General features: G+C 69.7%; 19 protein-coding genes and 1 pseudogene. 18 read left to right on the top strand and 2 right to left on the bottom strand.

What is annotated here, in order from left to right:
- Both ACFPN9_RS28530 and fdhD read left to right on the top strand, forming a co-directional pair.
- On the top strand, positions 1-906 hold a 906-nt coding region (locus ACFPN9_RS28530), incomplete at its 5' end, for a molybdopterin dinucleotide binding domain-containing protein (RefSeq protein WP_377817970.1).
- Positions 903-1,733, top strand: a complete 831-nt coding sequence (gene fdhD / locus ACFPN9_RS28525) for a formate dehydrogenase accessory sulfurtransferase FdhD (protein WP_082737650.1) — start codon at positions 903-905, stop codon at positions 1,731-1,733. The genes ACFPN9_RS28530 and fdhD, both read left to right, overlap by 4 nt.
- Before the next feature lie 26 nt (positions 1,734-1,759).
- Here the strand turns inward: fdhD and leuD are convergent, their stop codons facing one another.
- Together leuD and leuC are read right to left on the bottom strand one after the other, a co-directional pair.
- The gene (leuD, locus tag ACFPN9_RS28520; protein WP_066720797.1) at positions 1,760-2,386 is read right to left on the bottom strand and encodes a 3-isopropylmalate dehydratase small subunit; all 627 of its coding nucleotides are present in this window, start codon (positions 2,384-2,386) and stop codon (positions 1,760-1,762) included.
- Positions 2,383-3,819: a 3-isopropylmalate dehydratase large subunit gene (gene leuC, locus ACFPN9_RS28515; RefSeq protein WP_066720854.1), complete on the bottom strand. Its 1,437-nt coding sequence runs from the start codon at positions 3,817-3,819 to the stop codon at positions 2,383-2,385. Before leuC ends, leuD begins: the two co-directional genes overlap by 4 nt.
- A 127-nt stretch (positions 3,820-3,946) precedes the next feature.
- On the opposite strand from leuC, the gene ACFPN9_RS28510 reads away from it, so the two are divergent.
- From ACFPN9_RS28510 to ACFPN9_RS28435, 16 genes and pseudogenes are all read left to right on the top strand, one after another.
- A complete protein-coding gene (locus ACFPN9_RS28510) occupies positions 3,947-4,771 on the top strand; it encodes a GntR family transcriptional regulator (protein WP_082737651.1) in 825 nt (274 codons plus the stop codon).
- A gap of 16 nt (positions 4,772-4,787) precedes the next feature.
- Positions 4,788-5,759, top strand: a complete 972-nt coding sequence (locus ACFPN9_RS28505; RefSeq protein WP_066720794.1) for a Bug family tripartite tricarboxylate transporter substrate binding protein — start codon at positions 4,788-4,790, stop codon at positions 5,757-5,759.
- Between the two features lie 51 nt (positions 5,760-5,810).
- A complete protein-coding gene (locus tag ACFPN9_RS28500) occupies positions 5,811-7,052 on the top strand; it encodes an ABC transporter substrate-binding protein (protein WP_066720790.1) in 1,242 nt (413 codons plus the stop codon).
- A gap of 110 nt (positions 7,053-7,162) precedes the next feature.
- A complete protein-coding gene (locus ACFPN9_RS28495) occupies positions 7,163-8,035 on the top strand; it encodes a branched-chain amino acid ABC transporter permease (protein ID WP_066720787.1) in 873 nt (290 codons plus the stop codon).
- Positions 8,032-8,994 carry a branched-chain amino acid ABC transporter permease gene (locus ACFPN9_RS28490; RefSeq protein WP_066720782.1) on the top strand — a complete coding sequence of 321 codons (963 nt, stop codon included), beginning with the start codon at positions 8,032-8,034 and terminating at the stop codon, positions 8,992-8,994. The genes ACFPN9_RS28495 and ACFPN9_RS28490 overlap by 4 nt, the downstream gene beginning before the upstream one ends.
- The gene (locus ACFPN9_RS28485; RefSeq protein WP_066720780.1) at positions 8,994-9,746 is read left to right on the top strand and encodes an ABC transporter ATP-binding protein; all 753 of its coding nucleotides are present in this window, start codon (positions 8,994-8,996) and stop codon (positions 9,744-9,746) included. The genes ACFPN9_RS28490 and ACFPN9_RS28485 overlap by 1 nt, the downstream gene beginning before the upstream one ends.
- Entirely contained in the window at positions 9,739-10,440 is a 702-nt protein-coding gene (locus ACFPN9_RS28480) for an ABC transporter ATP-binding protein (protein WP_066720777.1), read from the top strand. Before ACFPN9_RS28485 ends, ACFPN9_RS28480 begins: the two co-directional genes overlap by 8 nt.
- A 7-nt stretch (positions 10,441-10,447) precedes the next feature.
- The gene (locus ACFPN9_RS28475) at positions 10,448-11,860 is read left to right on the top strand and encodes an MmgE/PrpD family protein (RefSeq protein ID WP_245282319.1); all 1,413 of its coding nucleotides are present in this window, start codon (positions 10,448-10,450) and stop codon (positions 11,858-11,860) included.
- Positions 11,861-11,863: 3 nt separating this feature from the next.
- Entirely contained in the window at positions 11,864-12,733 is an 870-nt protein-coding gene (locus ACFPN9_RS28470) for an isocitrate lyase/PEP mutase family protein (protein ID WP_066720776.1), read from the top strand.
- A pseudogene (locus ACFPN9_RS28465) lies at positions 12,730-12,846 on the top strand (hydantoinase B/oxoprolinase family protein); the annotation flags it as partial. The gene ACFPN9_RS28470 and the pseudogene ACFPN9_RS28465, both read left to right, overlap by 4 nt.
- 95 nt (positions 12,847-12,941) lie before the next feature.
- A complete protein-coding gene (locus ACFPN9_RS28460; protein ID WP_066720775.1) occupies positions 12,942-14,633 on the top strand; it encodes a hydantoinase B/oxoprolinase family protein in 1,692 nt (563 codons plus the stop codon).
- Positions 14,633-16,693 carry a hydantoinase/oxoprolinase family protein gene (locus ACFPN9_RS28455; RefSeq protein ID WP_066720774.1) on the top strand — a complete coding sequence of 687 codons (2,061 nt, stop codon included), beginning with the start codon at positions 14,633-14,635 and terminating at the stop codon, positions 16,691-16,693. Before ACFPN9_RS28460 ends, ACFPN9_RS28455 begins: the two co-directional genes overlap by 1 nt.
- 2 nt (positions 16,694-16,695) lie before the next feature.
- Positions 16,696-17,301, top strand: a complete 606-nt coding sequence (locus ACFPN9_RS28450) for a cysteine hydrolase family protein (RefSeq protein WP_066720773.1) — start codon at positions 16,696-16,698, stop codon at positions 17,299-17,301.
- Positions 17,298-18,716, top strand: a complete 1,419-nt coding sequence (locus ACFPN9_RS28445) for an FAD-dependent oxidoreductase (RefSeq protein ID WP_066720772.1) — start codon at positions 17,298-17,300, stop codon at positions 18,714-18,716. Before ACFPN9_RS28450 ends, ACFPN9_RS28445 begins: the two co-directional genes overlap by 4 nt.
- 347 nt (positions 18,717-19,063) lie before the next feature.
- Entirely contained in the window at positions 19,064-19,564 is a 501-nt protein-coding gene (locus ACFPN9_RS28440) for a peptidase associated/transthyretin-like domain-containing protein (protein ID WP_066720769.1), read from the top strand.
- A 5-nt stretch (positions 19,565-19,569) separates the two neighbouring features.
- Positions 19,570-20,208, top strand: a complete 639-nt coding sequence (locus ACFPN9_RS28435) for a ferric reductase-like transmembrane domain-containing protein (RefSeq protein ID WP_377817969.1) — start codon at positions 19,570-19,572, stop codon at positions 20,206-20,208.
- The last annotated feature ends 127 nt before the right edge of the window (positions 20,209-20,335 follow it).

The following is a 20,335-nucleotide window of genomic DNA, read 5'->3' as shown; positions in this document are numbered from 1 at the left end:
TCCCATCGTCAGCCTGCCAGCCGGGGCCGCCTGACCAGCCCGGCCAAAGCCGGCATCGTGGTTGCTCCGCGAAGCTACACCACCATCAGGGACACGACCAAGCTCAATCGCTGCCATCTGATCACCGGCCGAACGAGCTATCTCCTGCCGACCCTGGTTCGCTCCGAGATCGACGAGCAGGCGAGCGGGCCGCAGATCGTCACGGTCGAGGACTCGACCACCTGCATCCATGGCTCGCGCGGCAGGTGGAAACCGGCTGCCGAGACGCTGCTTGCCGAACCCCGCATCGTGGCCGAGCTCGCCAAGGCGACGCTGGAGCCCAATCCTCAGGTTCCCTGGGACGAGTGGGTCGCCGATTATGCGAAGGTGCGCGACGCGATCGAGGCGACCTATCCCGACCAGTTCGAACGCTTCAATCAGCGCCTCGACATTCCCGGCGGTTTTCCGCGCCCGGTGGCGGCGCGCCAGAGGCGCTGGGAGACCGAGAGCGGCAAGGCCCATTTCAAGGTGCCCAAGGCCCTTTGCGCCAGCTTCGACGATGGCCGCGACCATGGCGTGCTGCGGTTGATCACGCTGCGCTCGAATGACCAGTTCAACACCACCGTCTACGGCTATGATGATCGCCTGCGCGGTATCAGCGGCTCGCGGATGATCGTCATGATGAACCGCGACGACCGGATCCGCTTCGGCATTGCCGAGAAGGGCAAGGCGCGGCTGACGACGGCCGTCGATGACGGTGTCCGGCGCTCGATGGGCGGGTTCGAGGTCATCGACTACGACATCCCCGCCGGGACCTGCGCCGCCTATTTCCCCGAATGCAACGCCCTGCTGCCCCTCTGGCACTATGCCGAGGAGAGCAAGACCCCCGCGGCGAAGTCGATTCCGATCCGGGTCACGGCAGAATGAGCACCCTCCTCCCCCTGGCAACCCAGGCCGGCAGCACCGCCTGTCGCCCGGTCGCAAGCACACGCTGGCGCTACGAGGCGGAAACCTGCGTCGCACGCGATACCGAGATCGCCGTCGAGTGGCCGGTGAACATCCGCTACGGCTCGGTGCCTTACGCTGTGATGATGGCGACGCCGCTCGACCTGGAAGACTTCGTCACTGGCTTCAGCCTGACCGAAGGGATCATCGCCGACGCATCCGAAATCCGCGCCATCCGCATCTCCGATGAGCCAGAGGCGATCAGTGTCGATGTCGAGCTGGCGCCGGGCCGTTTCCGGCAGCATCTCGGCCGGCAGCGGCGACTGACCGGGCGGACCTCCTGCGGCGTCTGCGGGGTCGAGGACGCGAGCCAGTTGCCCCGTGCCGAGAGACGATCGGCGACGCGCACGCCGGTGGCTGCCGAAGCCGTGGCTCGCGCCGTCGGTGACCTGCGCGCCCATCAGCCGCTCTATGCGCGCACCCGAGCCGTTCACGGCGCCGCCTGGTGCGACCGCGAGGGACGCATCCTGATGGCGCGTGAGGATGTCGGCCGCCACAACGCCCTCGACAAGCTGATCGGTGCGGTGCTGCGGGCGGGCGAAGCAGCGACGGGCGGGTTCGTCGTCGTGACCAGCCGAGCCTCCTATGAGATGGTCGAGAAGACTGCGATGCTGGGCGCGGCGGCGCTCGTCTCGGTCTCGGCGCCGACCTCGCTGGCGGTGAGCCGGGCGAGAGCCGCCGGGCTGATGCTGGTTTCTGTCGCCCGGGAGGACGGCTGCGAGGTGTTCTCGGGCGAACTCACCCGTTGATCGGGCGCGGCGGAGTTGCCTGCCGCTCAGGGCGAGCCGCCGGAGCTTGGGTTCGCCCAGGGACGGTCATGATCCAGCGCCGTCCTGTAGCGCCGGATGTCGCCCGCGAAGGAGCGCGTGACGTCGATATCGTCCCAGCCGTTGAGCAATTGCTCGCGCCACACCGGGTCGATCGCGAAGCTGGCCGCGCGGTTGCCCCAGGACACGGTCTGGGCCGCGAGATCGACGGTCACGGGCAGATCGGGTGTCGCCGCGAGCGCCGCCAGCAGATCCTCGACATCTTCCTCGCCGAGGACGGCCGGCAGGACGCCGTTCTTGACCGCGTTGGAGGCGAAGATGTCGCCGAAGGTCGGCGCGATCACCGCATCGAAGCCATGATCGGCCAGGGCGTAGACCGCCGCCTCCCGCGACGAGCCGGAGCCGAAATTGCGCCGCGCGACCAGGATCGGCGCGCTGCGCCAGGGCTCGCGGTTGAGCGGGAAGTCCGGCCGCTCCGCGCCCGATTCGTCGCGCCGCAGATCGTGCAGGAGGAAGGAGCCGTAGCCTTCCGAGCGCGGCCGCTTCATGAAACGGGCCGGGATGAGCTGGTCGGTGTCGACATTGGCCAGCCCCAGCGGGCAGGCCACGCCGGCGATCCGCGTCAGGGGCTTCACGCGCGGCCCTCCAGCATGGGGCGGACATCGGCGAGCCGGCCGACCACCGCGGCAGCCGCGACCATCGCCGGCGACATCAGATGGGTGCGCGCCCCCGGCCCCTGCCGGCCGCGGAAATTGCGGTTCGTGGTCGAGGCACAGCGCTCGCCGGCGGGCACCGTGTCGCCATTCATGCCGACGCACATCGAACAGCCGGCCTCGACCCAGTCGAGCCCGGCCTCGGTGAAGATGCGGTCGAGCCCCTCCTCCTCCGCCTGGCGCTTCACCAGCGAGGAGCCCGGCGATACCAGCCCCGGCACCCTCGCCTTTCTCCCCGCGAGAACGCTCGCCGCAGCGCGGAGGTCCTCGATGCGGGCATTGGTGCAGGAGCCGATGAAGACGCGGTCGATCGCGATCTCCGAAAGCTTCTGGCCGGCGCGCAGCCCCATATAGTCGAGCGCGTCGCGCAGGGTCGCCGCCCGGCCCTCATCGGTCTCGCGGGCCGGATCGGGAACGGTCGCGTCGATCGGCAGCGCGTCCTCCGGACTCGTGCCCCAAGTCACCACGGGCGCGATCTGCGCGGCGTCGAGCGTGATTTCGCGATCGAAGGCGGCGTCCGCGTCGCTCGGCAGCCGGCGCCAGTCCGCCACCGCTCGGGCGAAAGCGTCGCCCTTGGGTGCGAAAGGTCGGCCCTCGATCCAACGGAAGGTCGTCTCGTCGGGAGCGATCAGCCCGCAGCGCGCGCCGGCCTCGATCGACATGTTGCACATCGTCATGCGACCGGCCATCGGCAGCGCCCGCACCGCCGCGCCGGCATATTCAACCGCATGGCCGCGCGCACCGTCCGCGCCGATGCGGGCGATGATCGAGAGGATGAAGTCCTTGGCGCCGACACCGGCGATGGGCGTCCCGTCGATGCGGATGCGCATCGTCCTCGGCTTCTTCTGCCAGAGCGTCTGCGTCATCAAGACATGCGCGACCTCGGAGGCGCCGATCCCGAAGGCATAGGCCCCGAAGGCGCCATGGGTCGAGGTATGGCTGTCGCCGCAGACCATGGTCAGGCCCGGCAGCGTCAGGCCCTGCTCGGGCCCGACGACATGGACGATGCCCTGGCGCGGGTCCTGCATTCCGAACAGTTCGATGCCGTGCCGGGCGGTATTGCTGCCGAGATCGTCGATCATCCGGGCAATTTCCGGCTGTTGGATCCGGTCGCGGTTGCGCGTGGGGACGTAGTGATCGGCGATACCGAAGGTCAGCCCCGGTTCGGCCACGGTGCCGCCGCGGGCCTGAAGCTGGTTGAAGGCGTGGAAGGAGCCCTCATGGACGAAATGCCGGTCGATCCAGAGCAGCGCGTCGCCGGACGGCCGCTCGACCACGACATGGCTGTCCCAGAGCTTGTCGAACAGCGAGCCCGGCCGTTCCGCCGCCTGTCCCCTGTCTGCCGATCCCGTCATCGTCATCTCCCTCGGCGAAAAACATAACCGCTCGCCCGCTTGACGCAAGTCAGTTGTTCTATACGCTAGACAACTAGCTGTCCGATGAGACAGTCAATTGTCTGGTGGATGGGACGGACAGCACACGGTGGATCCTTCGCTCGAACCGCTGAAGGCGAGACGGCTGGCACTGCAACTGCGCGAGCGCATTGCCAGCGGCGAGATCGCGCCGGGTTCGCGTCTGGCGAGCGAGCCGGCGCTTGCCCTGGAGCACGGCGTCTCGCGCGTCACGGTGCGGCGCGCGCTCGACAGCCTCGCCGCCGAGGGTCTGATCGATCGCCGCGTCGGCGCCGGCACCTTCGTGCGCGAGGCCGAGGCGCCCAAGCCGATCGTCGCCGACTTCGCGAACATGCTGACCCACCTGGTCGAGATGGGCCGCCGGACCGGCGTGAGGCTGGTCTCCTTCGGCTACGGGCCGCCGCCGGAGCCGGTCGCGAGGGCACTCGGCCTCGCTCCCGGTGAGCGCACCCAACGCTCGGTGCGCGTGCGCCTCATCGACGGCCAGCCCTTCTCCTATCTCACCACCCATGTGCCGGAGCGCATCGGTCTGACCTATTCCGAGAACGATCTCGCCAGTGTGCCGCTGCTGACGCTGCTGGAGCGAGCCGGCGCCGCGGTCGAGCGCGCCAGCCAGACGATCAGTGCCACGCTGGCGAGCCCCGACGTCGCCGAGGCGCTGGGGCTGGAGATCGGCTCGCCCCTGCTCTCTCTGACCCGCGTCGTGCTGGGGCCCGACGGGCAGGGCGTCGAGCATCTGCACGCTCTCTACCGGCCGGACCGCTACTCCTTCCAGATGGAGCTACACCGGGCCGGTGCAGCCGGCGACCGGCGCTGGTCGCCCGTCCCGAGCCATGGCGCGGAGCCGGATGGCGGCACGCCCGTCACGCCACCATCCGCCGCAGCGAGGGGTTGAAACGATGACGGGTCCCATGACGATCGATCGCCGCCGCTTCGGCCTGCTCGGGCTCGCCGCAGGGTTCGCGGCGACGCGCGCCGGCGCGCAGGAACCCTGGCCGAGCCGACCCGGCCGCGTGATCGTTCCCTACCCTGCGGGTGGGGCGACCGATGTGATGGGTCGCTTCGCCGCGGAAGCGCTGAACCAGGCGACGGCCCAGCGCTTCATCGTCGAGAACAAGGGCGGAGCCTCCGGCGCCATCGGCTCGGCCGAGGTCGAGCGGGCCGCGCCCGATGGGCACACGCTCCTCGTCGCAACGCCGGCGACCCATGTCACCAACCAGTATCTGCGCGACAAGCTGCCCTATGATCCGGACCGCTTCGAACCCGTGGTGCTGCTCTCGCGCAGCCCGCTGCTGCTGATCGCGACGTCCTCGTTTCCCGCCAACAGCGTCGCCGAGCTGATCGTGCTGGCGAAGCAGAAGCCCGGCAAGCTGAACTATGCCAGTTCCGGCGTCGGCGCGACGAGCCATCTCGCGCCTGAGCTGTTCAAGACCATGGCCGGGGTCGACATCACCCATGTCCCCTATCGCGGGGCCGGCCCGGCGATGACCGACCTGATCGGTGGCCAGGTCGAGCTGATGTTCGACAACCTGCAGACGGCGCTGCCGCAGGTGGAATCCGGCAAGGTCAAGGTTCTCGGCATCACCAGCGCGGAGCGCGCGCCGAACCTCTCGCAGGTGCCCGCCATTGCCGAAACGGTGAAGGGTTACGAGGCGCTCAGCTTCCTCGCGTTGATGGCGCCGCTGCGCACGCCGACGGCGATCGTCGAGAGGATCAACGCGATCGTCACCGCCTCCTTCCAGACGCCAGAGGTGAAGCCGAAGCTCGCCGCGCTGGGGGTCGAATTCGTGCCCATGACGCCGAAACAGCTCGACGATTTCATCCGCGAGGAACGCCGGAAATGGGGCGGCCTCATCCGCGAACGCGGCCTGAAGGCCGAGTGACCGAACGACCAGCCCGGCGCCAGACCGGGTTCACCCCAGAGGAGAACGACGATGACCGACCAGCCTGAAGTCAAGACCGCGAACCGCGCCGGGCTCTCCCGCCGCGCCGTGCTGGCCGGCTCCGCCGCCGGCAGCGCCGCCATCGCCATGCCCGGCGTGCTGCGCGCCCAGGCGCCGGCGGTGAAGATCGGCATTCTCCAGCCGGTGACCGGCGCCCTCGCCTATGACGGGCAGCAGGGCCAGATCGGTGCCGAGGCCGCGATCAAGGCGATCAACGATGCCGGCGGCATCAAGTCCCTCGGCGGCGCCAAGCTTCAGATGGTCTTCGGCGATGCGCGCTCGACGCCTGAAGGCGGCACCGCGGAGGTCGAGCGCATGCAGGAGCAGGGCGTGGTCGGCATCGTCGGCGGCTTCGCCTCACCGATCTGCCTCGCCGCGAGCCAGGCGGCGGCCCGCTACGACCTGCCCTATATCGTCGATGTCGGCGTCGCCGATTCCATCGTCACCCGCGGCCTGAAGAACACCTTCCGCTTCGGCCCCGGCTTCGGCATGGTCACGAAGACCGCGCTCGCCAACCTGGCCAAGCTCAACGAGGATGCCGGCCGGCCGGCCAAGACGGTCGTGCTGGTGCATGAGGACGGGCTGTTCGGCTCCGGTCTCGCCAAGCTGATGCAGGCGGAGCTGCCCAAGCTCGGCTTCGAGGTTCTCGACACCATCGCCCATCCGACGCCGACCCGCGACATGTCGAACGTCGCGCTGCAGATCCGTTCGAAGAACCCCGATCTCGTCATCCCCTCCAGCTATTACGGCGAGTTCGCCCTGCTGGCGCGCACCATGCAGCAGCAGCGCATCCGGCCGAAGGGCATCTACGCCGTGCTCAACGGGGCGGCCTCGAACTACCGCTTCGTCAAGGAGTTCAACGACGCGGCCCAGTTCGTGATGGACTGCAACCACTGGCACGATCCGCGCAAGCCCGTGGCCGAGGCGCTGCGCCAGCAGGTCGAGGCGTCCGGCAAGTTCTGGACCTACAACATCCCGCTCAACTACTCCTGCGTCGGCCTGCTGGCGGACGCGATCGAGCGCGCGGGCTCGGTCGACAAGGCGAAGGTCATCGAGGCGCTGGCGGCATCCACCTATGCCGGCCACATCATGCCCTATGGCCCGACCAAGTTCACCAACGGCCAGAACGAGGGCGGCGCGCCGGTCAACACCCAGGTCCAGGGCAACGACATCAAGGTGATCTTCCCGTCCGACTTCGCCGACGCCAAGCCGGTCTTCCCGCGCCCGGCGTGATCTCCTGCGCTGATGGATGAGGGCAGTCCTGCTCCTCATCCGTCATTCCCTCATCCGTCCCGGCTTCGCCGGGCCACCTTCTCCCCTGAGGGGAGAAGGAAGAGCGCCCCATGTTCGCACCCGACATCATCCTCGCCGCCGTGCTCAACGGCCTGATGACCGGCTCGGTCTATGCGCTGATCGCGCTCGGGCTGACGCTGGTCTACGGCGTGCTCCACATCATCAACTTCGCCCATGGGGCGATGCTGACGGCGGCGATGTTCGCCGTCTATGTCGCGCAGACGATGCTCGGCATCGACCCATACGTCGCGCTGGTGCCGGTCACGCTGCTGTTCTTCGCGCTGGGCTACGGGGTGCAGCGCTTCCTGATCGGGCCGGCGAGCCATGGCGAGGATCGCAACATCCTTCTCGTCACGCTCGGGCTCTCGATCATCATCGAGAACGCCATGCTCTCGATCTTCCGCTCCGACACGCGTTCGATCGACGTGCCCTACGCCTTCGAATCGATCGATCTCGGCTTCACCTTCCTGGCGCTGCCACGGGTCGCCGCCTTCGGCGTGGCGCTGCTCGTGGCCCTGCTGCTCGGACTGCTCCTGACCGCGACGGATACCGGCCGGGCGATCCGCGCCGTCGCTCGCGAGAAGACCGGCGCGGCGCTCGCCGGCATCGACGTCGCGCATATCTACGCCGTCACCTTCGGCCTCGGAGCGGCCTGCGTCGCCATTGCCGCCTGCCTGCTGATGCCGACCTTCTATGTGACGCCGCGGGCCGGCAACGCCTTCGTCCTCGTCGCCTTTACCATCGTCGTGCTGGGCGGGATGGGCTCGATCCCCGGCGCGCTGATCGGGGCCCTGTTCATCGGCGTGGTCGAGAGCCTGTGCGGCCTGTTCTTCGGCGAGAGCCTCGGCCAGATCGGCATCTTCCTGATCTTCATCCTCGTCCTGCTGGTGCGACCGACCGGCCTGTTCGGAGCCCGCGCATGATCCGCGCCTATGGTCCCGCACTCGGCCTGATCGCGCTGGGCGCGCTGCTGCCCTTCGCCGTTTCGGCCAATACCGTGCTGAACTTCGTCGTGTTCGCGCTGATCATCGCGCTCGCGGCGCAGGGCTGGAACCTGCTCGGCGGTCTCGCCGGCCAGTTCTCCTTCGGCCATGCGGCCTTCTTCGGCACGGGCGCCTATGCCGCCGCCCTGCTGCAGACCCGCTACGGCGTCAATGCCTGGGCGGCCTTCGCCTGCGGAATCGCGCTGGCGGCGGCCATCGGCTGGGTGATCGGCTTCCTGAGCTTCCGCTCCGGCTTGCGCGGCTCCTATTTCGCGCTGGTGACGCTGGCCTTCGCCGAGGTCATGCGGATCCTCGCCAATGCCTCCACCTTCACCGGTGGCGCGGCGGGCACGCTGGTGAAGCTCGATATCCGGCCCGAGAACTTCCAGTTCGCCAGCCGCGCCGCCTTCGTCTGGATCGCAGTGGCGCTGGTTGGTTTCGTGCTGCTGCTGACGATCGCGATCACGCGCTCGCGCTTCGGCGCCTGGCTGACGGCAGTGCGCGAGAACGAGGACGCGGCCCGGGCGCTCGGCGTCGATACGCTGGCGGTGAAGCTCAAGGCGATCACGCTCTCGGCCGCAATCACGGGCGCGGCCGGCGCGCTCTATGTCCAGTATTTCCTCTATCTCGACGCCGGCATCGCCTTCGGCGCCTGGATCTCGGTCGAGGCGCTGATCGCGCCGATCGTCGGCGGGATCAGCACCGCCTTCGGGCCGATCCTGGGCGCGCTGGCGCTGCATCTTCTCGGCGAATTCGCCAAATCCGTCGCGGGTGGCATCCCCGGCATCGACCTCGTGCTCTACGGGCTGCTGCTGGTCGCGGTGATCGCCTTCGCTCCCGGCGGCATCATGGGGCTGCTGCGGCGCCCCCGCCGAGCCGGCCGGCAGGAGGCGCGCTGATGCTCTCCGTCACCTCCGTCACCAAGCGCTTCGGCGGGCTCGTCGCGGTCGACAATGCCAGCCTCGAGGTCGCGCCCGGCTCGATCACCGGGCTGATCGGCCCCAACGGCGCCGGCAAGACGACGCTGTTCACGCTCATCGCCGGCTTCGAGCAGCCGAGCAGCGGGGCGATCCGCTTCGACGGCGCGGACGTGACCGGCCTCGCCGCACACAAGCGGGCCGAGCGCGGCATCGCCCGCACCTTCCAGATCGTCCAGCCCTTCGCCGGGCTCTCGGTGGTCGAGAACATCGCCGTCGGTGCGCATCTGCGCCACCGCGGCCGCAGCGACGCCCATGCCAAGGCGCGGGCGGTCGCCGATTTGCTGGGGCTAACCGCCATGCTCGACCAGCCGGCCTCCGACCTCACGGTGGCCGGGCGCAAGCGGCTGGAACTCGCACGCGCTCTGGCGACGGAGCCGCAGCTTCTCCTGCTCGACGAGGTCCTGGCCGGCCTCAACCCCTCCGAGATCCGCGACATGTTGCCGGTGATCCGTCAGATCCGCGACCAGGGCGTCACCATCCTGATGGTGGAGCACGTCATGCAGGCGGTGATGAGCCTGTGCGAGCACATCCATGTGCTGGCCCAGGGCAAGATGATCGCGCAAGGCAAGCCGGCGGAGATCGCCGCCCACCCCGCCGTGATCGAGGCCTATCTCGGACACGGCGCCGCCAAGCGCCTGCAGGCGGCACCGGAAGGAGCTCCCCATGCTTGAGGTGCGCGGGCTCGTCGCCGGCTATGGCGCGACCGAAGTGCTGCGGGGGATCGATCTCGACGTCGCGCCCGGCGAGATCGTCGCGGTGCTCGGCGCCAACGGCGTCGGCAAGACCACGCTGAACCGGGCGCTGTCGGGCCTGATCCCGTCCAGGGCCGGCTCGATCCGCTTCCTCGGCGAGGCGATCGCCGGGCGCAAGCCGGCGGAGATCGTCTCCGCCGGGCTGATCCATGTGCCGGAAGGCCGCCGCATCTTCCCGAATATGAGCGTGCGCGACAATCTGGTGCTCGGCAGCTACCGGCGCGGCAAGGCCGACCGCGAGACCAATCTCGAGCGTATCTTCGCGCTCTTCCCGCGGCTGCGCGAGCGCATGGCCCAATCCGCCGGCACCCTCTCCGGCGGCGAGCAGCAGATGCTCGCCATCGGCCGCGGGCTGATGGGCAACCCCAGGCTGATCATCCTCGACGAGCCTTCGCTCGGGCTGTCGCCGCTGCTGGTCGAGGAGATGTTCGGGCTGATCGCCCGGATCGCGGCGGAGGGGCTGGCGGTGATGCTGGTCGAGCAGAACGTGGTGCAGTCGCTCGAACTCGCGGGCCGCGCCTATGTGATGGAGAACGGCCGCATCGTCGTCGCCGGCTCCGCTGCCGAGATCGCCGCCAACCCGGCCCTCAAGCACGCCTATCTCGGATTGTGAGACGCCGATGACCCTCCACGTCAAAGCCGAACCGGTGATGCGCCGGCCCGATACGCCGGCCTGGCTGACCGACCTGGCCCGATTCTGCGCCGGGCTGCGCTTCGAGGACCTGCCGGAATCCGTCGTCGCCCGGACGCTGCAGGTGATCGGCGACTGCATCGCCGCCATCGCCGCCGGCGCCCAGGAGCCGGAGACGATCGCGCTCGTCGCGCGCATGCTCGGTACCGACGGCGACGCCGGCGCGGCGGTGATCGGCGCCGGCCGTCGCGGCGCGCCTTCCCTCGCCGCCTTCCTGAACGGCACCGCCGGCACAATGCTCGAGCTCGACGAGGGCAACCAGTTCTGCCGCGGCCATCCCGGCATCCATGTCGTGCCGGCCGTGCTGGCGGCGGCGCTGCGAAGCGGCGCGAGCGGGCGCGACTTGATCACGGCCGTGGCGCTCGGCTACGAGATCGGCGCGCGCATCGGCATAGCCTCGAAGCTGCGCGTCACCATGCACCCGCACGGGACCTGGGGCACGGTGGGTGCGGCGGTCGCCATCGCCTGGCTCGCGCGGCGCGATGCCGCCGGCATGGTCGAGACGATCAATGTCGCCTCCTCGCTGGGCCTCTCGACCAGCCGGCGGACGATGCTGGAGGGCGGCACGGTCCGCAACAGCTTCGCCGGCTTCTCCAACCAGATCGGCCTGATGGTGTCCGACCTCGTCGCCGCCGGCTTCACCGGCGAGGCCGACGGGCTCGGCACCGTCTATGGCAGCGTCATCGCCGACGACTGGCGGCCGGACGAGATGGTCGCGGAACTCGGCAGCCGCTGGGAGATCGCGCGCAACTATTTCAAGCGCCATGCCTGCTGCCGCTACAACCACGGCGCGCTCGACGCCCTGCACGAGATCGTTGCGAAGGAAGGCGGCCGGCTGGAGCCGGACGCGATCGCGCGCATCGACGTCGCGACCTATGTCTGGGCGGCGCAGCTCGCCGGGCAAGAACCGCACAACATGCTGGCGGCGAAGTTCTCGCTGCCCTTCTCGATCGCCACCACGATCGTCCATGGCGCCGCGACAGTCGACGCCTTCCGCGAGGCGGCGCGGACGGACGACACGATCCGCGAGCTGGCCCGGCGCGTCTTCGTCCGCGAGGATGCGGCGGCGACCGCGAAACTGCCGGCGCAGCGGCCGGCCGAGGTGAGCGTGACACTGAAGGGCGGCCGCGTTCTCGCCGCGCAGGCGCTGACCAATCGTGGCGACACCGAAGACCCCTACACCCCTGCCGAAGTCCGCCAGAAATTCTTCGATCTCGCCGTTCCGGTCTGGGGCCAGTCCCGGGCCGAGGCGATCATCGCGGCCGTCGATGCCCTGCCGGGCGCGGCCGATATCGCAGCGCTCGACGCCTTGCTGGCGGCGGCGCCCGTCACCAGGACCTGATCGATGACCCTTTCCCTCAAGGCTCGCTTCCGCCAGCCGCAGATCGTGCTCGCGCCCGGCGTCTATGATGCGCTGACCGCCTCGCTCGCCACCGATGCCGGTTTCGAGGCGCTCTACGTCTCCGGCGCCTCGATCGCCTATACCCGCCTCGGCGGACCCGATATCGGGCTCGTCTCGATGGCCGAGGTCGCCGAGACGATCACCATGATCCGCGACCGTGTCGCGACCCCGCTCATCGTCGATGCCGACACGGGCTACGGCAATGCGCTCAACATGCAGCGCACGATGCGCCTGTTCGAGCGGGCCGGCGCCAACGCCCTGCAGATCGAGGACCAGAGCTTCCCCAAGCGCTGCGGCCATCTCGCCGACAAGGGCGTGATCCCGGCCGCCGAAATGGTCGGCAAGATCAAGGCGGCGACGGACGCCCGGGCCTCCGACGAGACGCTCGTCATCGCAAGGACCGACGCCATCGCGGTCGAGGGGTTCGAGCGCGCGCTGGAGCGGGCCCATCTCTACGCGGCGGCCGGCGCGGACATGCTGTTCGTCGAGGCGCCTGGCTCGAGCGAGGAGCTGACCCGCGTCGTCAGCGAGCTGAAGGGGACGCTCCCGCTGATGGCCAACATGGTCGAGGGCGGCCGCACGCCGATCCGCTCGACGGGCGCGCTTGAGGACCTCGGCTTTTCGCTGGTGATCTTCCCGGGCGGGATCGTGCGGGCGCTGGCGCGGGCCGCGCAGGATTTCTACGCCAGCCTCAAGACCCATGGCACGACCGACCCGTTCCGCGACCGGATGTTCGATTTCGACCAGCTCAATGCCGTGATCGGCACGCCCGCGATGATCGCCGCCGGCAAGGCCTATGAGGGCAGCCTGTGACCGCGACGCTCGATCCCGTCACGCTCGCCGTGCTGAAGGGCCGGCTCGAGCAGATCGCCAACGAGATGGACGCGACGCTCTATCGCTCCGCCTTCAACCCGATCATCGCCGACCCGTTCCGCGACCGGATGTTCGATTTCGACCAGCTCAATGCCGTGATCGGCACGCCCGCGATGATCGCCGCCGGCAAGGCCTATGAGGGCAGCCTGTGACCGCGACGCTCGATCCCGTCACGCTCGCCGTGCTGAAGGGCCGGCTCGAGCAGATCGCCAACGAGATGGACGCGACGCTCTATCGCTCCGCCTTCAACCCGATCATCGCCGAGGCGCATGACGCCTGTCACGGGCTCTATCACGCGACCACCGGCGACACCCTGGTCCAGGGCACGTCGGGCCTGCCGATCTTCGTCGGCGCGATGGCCTTCGCCGTGCGCGCCGTGATCGCGCGCGTCGAGGCCGGAGCGCCGAACGAACCCGGCGACACCTGGCTGTTCAACGACCCCTATGAGGGCGGCACCCATCTCAACGACATGCGCCTGGTGCGGCCGATCTTCCGGGACGGCAAGCTGTTCTGCTGGCTCGCCTCGGTCGGTCACTGGCTCGATGTCGGCGGCAACGTGCCGGGCAACTTCAACGCCAAGGCGACCGAGAGCTTCCAGGAGGGCTTCCGCATCCCGCCGGTGAAGCTCGTCCGCAAAGGCGAATTCCAGGGCGACATCGTCGAGATCCTCAGCGCCAATTCGCGCCTGCCGCAGTCGAACTGGGGCGATCTCAACGGCCAGCTCAACGCGCTCGACCTCGGCGAGCGGCGGCTCTCCGCCCTGCTCGACGATTACGGCACGCCGACCGTCGAGGCCGCTCTCGACGCCTTCAGCGCCCGCGCCGAGGCGCTGATGCGGGCCGAGATCGCGGCCCTGCCGGACGGTCGCTACAGCTTCGACGATTTCCTCGACAATGACGGCATCAGCGACGAGCCGCTGCGCATCGCGCTCGACCTCACCATAGCGGGCGATGCGATGACGCTCGACTTCTCGCGCTCGGCGCCGCCCTGCCGCGGGCCGCTCAACATCGCCTACTCGACCGCGGTCGCCTGCTGCTATGTCGCGCTCAAGCACATCTTCCCGCATGTCCCGGCCAATGCCGGCGTGCTGAAGCCGATCACCTTCGTGATCCCCGACACGACCCTGCTCGGGGTCAAGCCGCCCAAGCCGGTCGGCGGCTATACCGAGACCATCCTGCGCGTCATCGACACGGTCTTCGGCGCCTTCGCGCAGATCGCACCGGAGCGGGCGAACGGCTCGCCCTATGCGACGATCAACGCGCTGTCGCTGGCCGGCCATCGCGACGACGGCTCGCGCTTCGTGATGTTCTCCTTCTTCGGCGGCGGCCTCGGCGGCAATCCGGAAGGCGACGGGCTGAACCATGGCAACAACCCGATCTCGACGGCGACGATTCCGCCGGCCGAGATTCTGGAGGCGGCCTACCCCGTGATGTTCACGCAATGGGCGCTGCGACCGGATTCGGGCGGAGCCGGCCGCCATCGCGGCGGCTGCGGTGCGATCTACGAGATCGAGGTGCTGGCGAAAGGCGGCGCCGACGTCTTCCTGCTCGGCGAGCGCGGCAAGTTCCCTCCCTTCGGCGTCGCCGGCGGCAAGCCGGCCGCCATGAACCGCTTCGTCTACGACACGGAGAACGGGCCGAAATCCCCGCCGCTCGTCACCAAGATCGCCGACATCCACATCGCGAAGGGCCAGCGCGTGCGCCTCGAAAGCCCCGGCGGCGGCGGCTATGGCGACCCGCACCAGCGCGACCACGAGGCTCTGCGCCGCGACGTGGCCCATGGCTATGTCAGCGCCGGAGCGGCCCGTGACGTCTACGGCTTCGACAGCGAGATCGGCTGATGACCACCACCTCTCCCAAGGCCGTCGTCGGCGTCGATGTCGGCGGCACCTTCACCGATCTGTTCTGGTTCGACGAGGCGGCCAAGCGCTTCCGGACCGCCAAAGTGCCCTCCCAGCGCGGCGACGAGGCCAAGGGCTTCATCGCCGGGCTAACGACCTTCGGCCCGGTCTCCGAGCTGGCCTCCATCGTGCATGGCACCACGGTCGGCACCAATGCGCTGCTGGAGCGCAAGGGCGCCCGGGTCGGCCTCATCACGACGCCGGGCTTCCGCGACGCGCTGGAGATGCGCCGCCGCGACCGCCGCCAGACCTGGGGGCTCTGGGGCGATTTCGTCCCGGTCGCAGCGCGCGACTGCCGGCTTGAAGTGCCCGAGCGGACGCTGGCCGACGGCACGATCCATGTGGCGGTCGATCGCGAGGCGGTGCGCGAGGCCGCCCGCGCCCTGCACGGGAAGGGCTGCGAGGCGCTGGCGATCATCTTCATCAACGCCTATGCCAACCCGCAGAACGAGCGCGACGCGCTGGAGGCCGCCCGCGCCGTCTGGCCGAACGAGAACATCGCTTGCTCCTCCGCGATCCTGCCGGAAATCCGCGAGTTCGAGCGATCCTCGACGACGGCGCTCAACGCCACGCTCCAGCCGGTCGTCGGCTCCTATCTCGGCCGGCTCGAACAGGCGCTGGCGGCCGACGGCTTCGAGGGTCGCTTCCACATCGTGCAGAGCAATGGCGGCGTGATGTCGACCGCCACGGCCCGGCGCCTGCCGGTCCGGACTGCGCTGTCGGGCCCGGCGGCGGGCGTCATCGCGGCGGCCGCGATCGCGCGTGCGGCGGGTCATCCCGACATCATCACGGGCGATCTCGGCGGCACCTCCTTCGACGTCTCGCTGATCGCCGGCGGCCAGGCCGCGCTCGCCGCCCAGACGACGATCGATTTCGGCATGGTCATCCGCACCCCGATGATCGAGATCACCACGATCGGCGCCGGCGGCGGCTCGATCGCGCGCGTCGATGCCGGCGGGCTGCTCGAGGTCGGCCCGGAAAGCGCGGGCTCCCGCCCCGGCCCGGTCTGCTACGGCCAGGGCAACACCCGCCCGACCCTGACCGACGCCAATCTGGTGCTGGGCCGTATCGACGGCGAGAAGCCGCTCGGCACGCTGCAGCGGCTCGATGTCGAGGCGGCGCGCGCTGCGATCGCCAGGGAGATCGCCGAGCCGCTCGGGCTCGACGTGATGGCGGCGGCGGAAGCCATCGTGAAGATCGCCAATGCCCGCATGGCCGGAGCGATCCGCCTCGTCTCGATCGAGCGCGGGCACGACCCGGCGAAGTTCATGGCGATGCCGTTCGGCGGCGGCGGCGCCCTCCACGCCGGCGCCCTGATCCACGAGGTCGGGCTGAAGGGCGCGCTGGTGCCGCGCTTTCCGGGCGTAACCTCGGCGCTGGGCTGCGTCATCGCCGATATCCGCCATGACGGCGTGCAGACGGTGAACCTGATGCTGGAGGGGCTGGACGCCGCCGCCCTCGACGCCCGCATGGTCGAGGCCGGGCGCGAGGCCCACCGGGTCGTCGCCGAGGCCGGCCTCTCGGTCGAGCGCATCGACGTGCTCTACGAACTCGACATGCATTATCTCGGGCAGACGCATACGGTCTCGGTGCCGCTCCCGGTCACGCTCGGAGAGGCCGGGACCGGCGTCACCGCAGACGTGATCCGCGAGGCTTTCGAAGCCGCCTATGGCGCCGCCTTCAGCCGGCTCCTGCCGGGTATCCCGCTGCGTATCGTCACGCTGCGCACCGCCGCCATCGGCCGCCGGCCGGCCTTCGACCTGACGGCGCTCGCTCCCTCGGCCGGGGCCAGCCTGGAACTGGCCCGCCGCGGCACGCGCCAGGTCTATCTCGACGGGGCCTGGCGCGAGACCGCGATCTGGTCGCGGCTCGATCTTCCGGTCGGCACCCGCATCGCGGGTCCCGCGGTCTTCGAGCAGCCCGATGCCACCGTGCTGCTCGACCCCGGCCTCACCGCCGAAGTCGACGCGCTCGGCAACCTCGTCATCCTGAGGAGCTGACCATGGCTGGCCCGATCACCGACATCGCCGCGACCGCATTGCTGATCGTCGACCTGCAGAACGACTTCATCCATCCCGACGGCGCCTATGCGAAGGGCGGCGCCGCCTCGCCCGAGGCGCAGGCGCTGCCCGGCCGGCTGCTGCCCTTGGTCGAGCGCTTTCGCGCACAGGGCGGGCTGGTGGCGGCGACGCAGTTCACGCTGGTGCCGGGCCGCGGCGGCGAGCCGCTGATCTCGCCGCATCTCAAGCAGATGCGGCCCTTCCTGAAGCGCGGCGACTTCCTGCCCGGCGGCTGGGGCCACCGCGTCGTCGACGCGCTGCAGCCGATCGACGTATCGGTCGAAAAGATCGCCTATTCCGCGTTCTACCAGACCCGGCTGGAGTGGGTTCTGCGCAAGCTCGGCATCGCGCATCTCGTCGTCGCCGGCATCGTCACCAATGGCGGCGTCGCCTCGACCGTCCGCGACGCCCATGTCCGCGATCTCGACGTGACCGTGCTCGAGGATGGCTGCGCGGCTCCCACGCCGACCATGCATGCGGAGGCGATCGCGGCGCTGAAACCCGTCGCGCGGATCGCCACCATCGCCGCAGTGATGGCCGAGATATGAGCGCCGTGACCGCCGTCCTTCCGGCCGCGGGCCGCTCCTTCGAAGCCGAGGCCGACGTCCTGATCATCGGCGCAGGCGCGGCCGGGCTGGTCGCCGCGCTTGCCGCCAGCGAGGCGGGCGCCGAGGTCGTCGTCGTCGAGCGCGACGCGCTGCCGAGCGGCTCGACCGCACTCTCGGCCGGCCTGATCCCGGCCGCAGCGACCCGCTTCCAGCGCGCCGCCGGCATCGAGGACAGTGCCGAACTGTTCGCAGCCGACATCATGGCCAAGGCCGGGAACGAGCCCGATCCCGCCATCGTTTGGCGTCTCACCGCGCATGTCGGCCCGGTGCTGGAATGGCTCGCCGACCGCCACGGCCTGCCCTTCGATGTCGTGACGAACTTCTCCTATCCGGGCCATTCCGCCCGCCGCATGCACGGCCTGCCGAAGCGCACCGGCTCGGAGCTGGTCGACCGGCTGCGCGAAGCAGCAGAGGCCCGCGACATCCCGATCCTGACAGGGTTTCGCGCCACCACGCTCTTCACCGACCCTGCCGGCCGCGTCGCCGGCATCGCGGGCACCCGCCCCGGCGGCGGCGAGGAGCCGATCGGTTGCCGGGCGCTGGTGCTCGCCTGCAACGGCTATGGCGGCAACCGCGCTCTCGTCGCGAAACACATCCCCGAAATGGTCGACGCGCTCTGGTTCGGCCATTCCGGCAATGAGGGCGACGCCGTGCTTTGGGGCGATGCGCTCGGCGCCGACCTCGTCGCCATGTCGGGGCATCAGGGCCACGGCTCCGTCGCCCACCCCCACGGCATCCTGATCACCTGGGCGACGATCATGGAGGGCGGGTTCCAGGTCAATGCCCGGGGCGAGCGCTTCTCCGACGAAAGCCATGGCTATTCGGAACAGGCGGCAACCGTCCTCGCCCAGCCCGGCGGCAAGGCCTGGACGATCTTCGACGGCCGCATCGCGGCCATCGCCCGGCAGTTCGAGGACTTCCGCAACGCCGAGGCGCAGGGCGCCATCGTGCAGGCGCAGGACATCGCCAGCCTTGCCCGGATGCTCGGCCTGCCGCCCGATGCCCTGGCGGCGACGGCGGCCGAGGTCGAGGCGCTGAAGCAGGGCAATGGCAGCGACCGCTTCGGCCGCGACTTCCGCGGTGCGCAGCCTTTGGCGGCTCCGTTCTGCGCCGTCGCTGTCACCGGGGCCCTCTTCCACACCCAGGGCGGCCTGAGGATCGACCCGCAGGCCCGCGTGCTACGACCGGACGGATCCGCCTTCGCCAATCTCTTCGCCTGTGGCGGCGCGGCAGTCGGCGTGTCGGGCCGCCGTGCCTCCGGCTATCTCTCGGGCAACGGGCTGCTGACAGCCGTCGGGCTGGGCGAGATCGCCGGGCGGGAAGCCGCGCGCTTGGCATCGGTCGATCCGGCCTGAGACATCGTCGCCGCATGGCCAGTGCGACAGCGGGGCTCTCAGGGCGATCGACCGAACGCGATGGTTCATGATGGCGAGGCGCGGATTCGTGAAGATCCGCGAGCGGCGACGCAGAGACTCAGCGCAAACACTTGCAATCATTTGCAAATTCGCGGCGCGTCGGCGTCGCTCAGGCGCCCCGATATGTCCTCATCCGGAGGGACATCCTTGCCGGCGACCCTTGCCTGAACCGCAACAGCGCCATTTATGATCCATGCGGACGAAGCGACACGCCGCGGCAGAGCCTCTCCCCTGAGCCATCCTGCCGTCCGCCCCTTCGATGACCGAGCCAGCAAGGAGACGTCGCGTTGAGCCAGGACCGATCGACCCGCCGCGCCTTTCTCGCCAGCGGCTCCGCCCTTGCGGGCGCCGCGCTCCTGACCGGCGCACCCGGCCTGCTGTTGCCCGCCCGGGCGCAGGGGCTGGCCCCCACCCCGACCATGCCGGGCGGTGCCAATAACTACATCCCCGGCGCCCCGATCGTCAGCCGGATCGGCGGCGGCGGCTTCTGGATGACCGGTACGGTGCGTCGCGCCGGTGACGGCGCGCCGCTGCCCGGCATCCGCATCCAGATCTGGGCCCATACCACCGAGGGCCGCGAGAACGACGCCCGCAGCCACGGTGCCACGCTCACCGGCGCGGATGGCACGTTCCGCCTGGAAATGCCGCAGATCATCCCTGCCTTCGGACAGGCGCATGGCCACCTCGCCTATGAGGGCGACGGCTTCAGGACGGTCTTCCTGAGGCCCGTCATGGCGTGCGCGCGAGACACCAGCCTCAGCGCCCATTTCGTGCTCCAGCCGGTCTGAGCGGCTTGGCCTCGCTTCGGGGACCCCTGATCTGGGGACTGCTCACCCTCGCCGTGGCGGTACCGATTGCGCTCGCGGCCGGGAGTCCTCTGCTCGCCTGGCGCGACGGCGTCTACATTGCATCCGGCTTCGCCGGCATCCTCGCTTTGGCCTTGCTGCTCTTGCAGCCCCTGCTGGCGGGCGGCGCATTGCCTGGCCTGCCGGCCCGGTGGAGCCGTCGCCTGCATGGCTGGGTCGGCGCGGCCCTTGTCGCGCTGATCGTCCTGCACGTCGTGGGGCTATGGGTGACGAGCCCTCCCGACGTCGTCGATGCGCTGCTCTTCGTCTCGCCGACGCCGTTCTCAGCCTGGGGCGTCGTCGCCATGTGGGCGTTGTTCGCCTCGGCGGCGCTGGCGGCGTGGCGGTTCCGCTTTCGGCTCGCCCCAAGGACATGGCGCCTCGCCCATTCCCTCCTCGCGGTCGTCATCGTCATCGGCAGCGTCGTCCATGCCTGGCTCGTCGACGGGACAATGGAGCCATTCTCGAAAGCGGCGTTTTGTCTGTTCGTGCTGCTGGCGACGGCATGGGTGATCCGCGATCGGCGCGCCTGGGCGCTGCTCCGGCGAAACCGGCGCCCGCCGACCGCTCGGCCTGAGAGGCCCTGAAGGGGCTGCAACCGGGCCCCTCCCGAGATCGATGCAAGCTTTGGACTTTTCGGAGGCGGCCTGTTCGCGGCCAATGGCCGGGTCCGACTCGCCGAGCCGATCCTGCCGATGCCTTGCCTTCCCGAAG

Origin of the sequence: Allobosea massiliensis (assembly GCF_042655245.1) — a bacterium.
In the GTDB taxonomy this organism is placed as follows: Bacteria; Pseudomonadota; Alphaproteobacteria; order Rhizobiales; family Beijerinckiaceae; genus Allobosea; species Allobosea massiliensis.
This window is presented reverse-complemented; position numbering and strand designations above follow the sequence as displayed.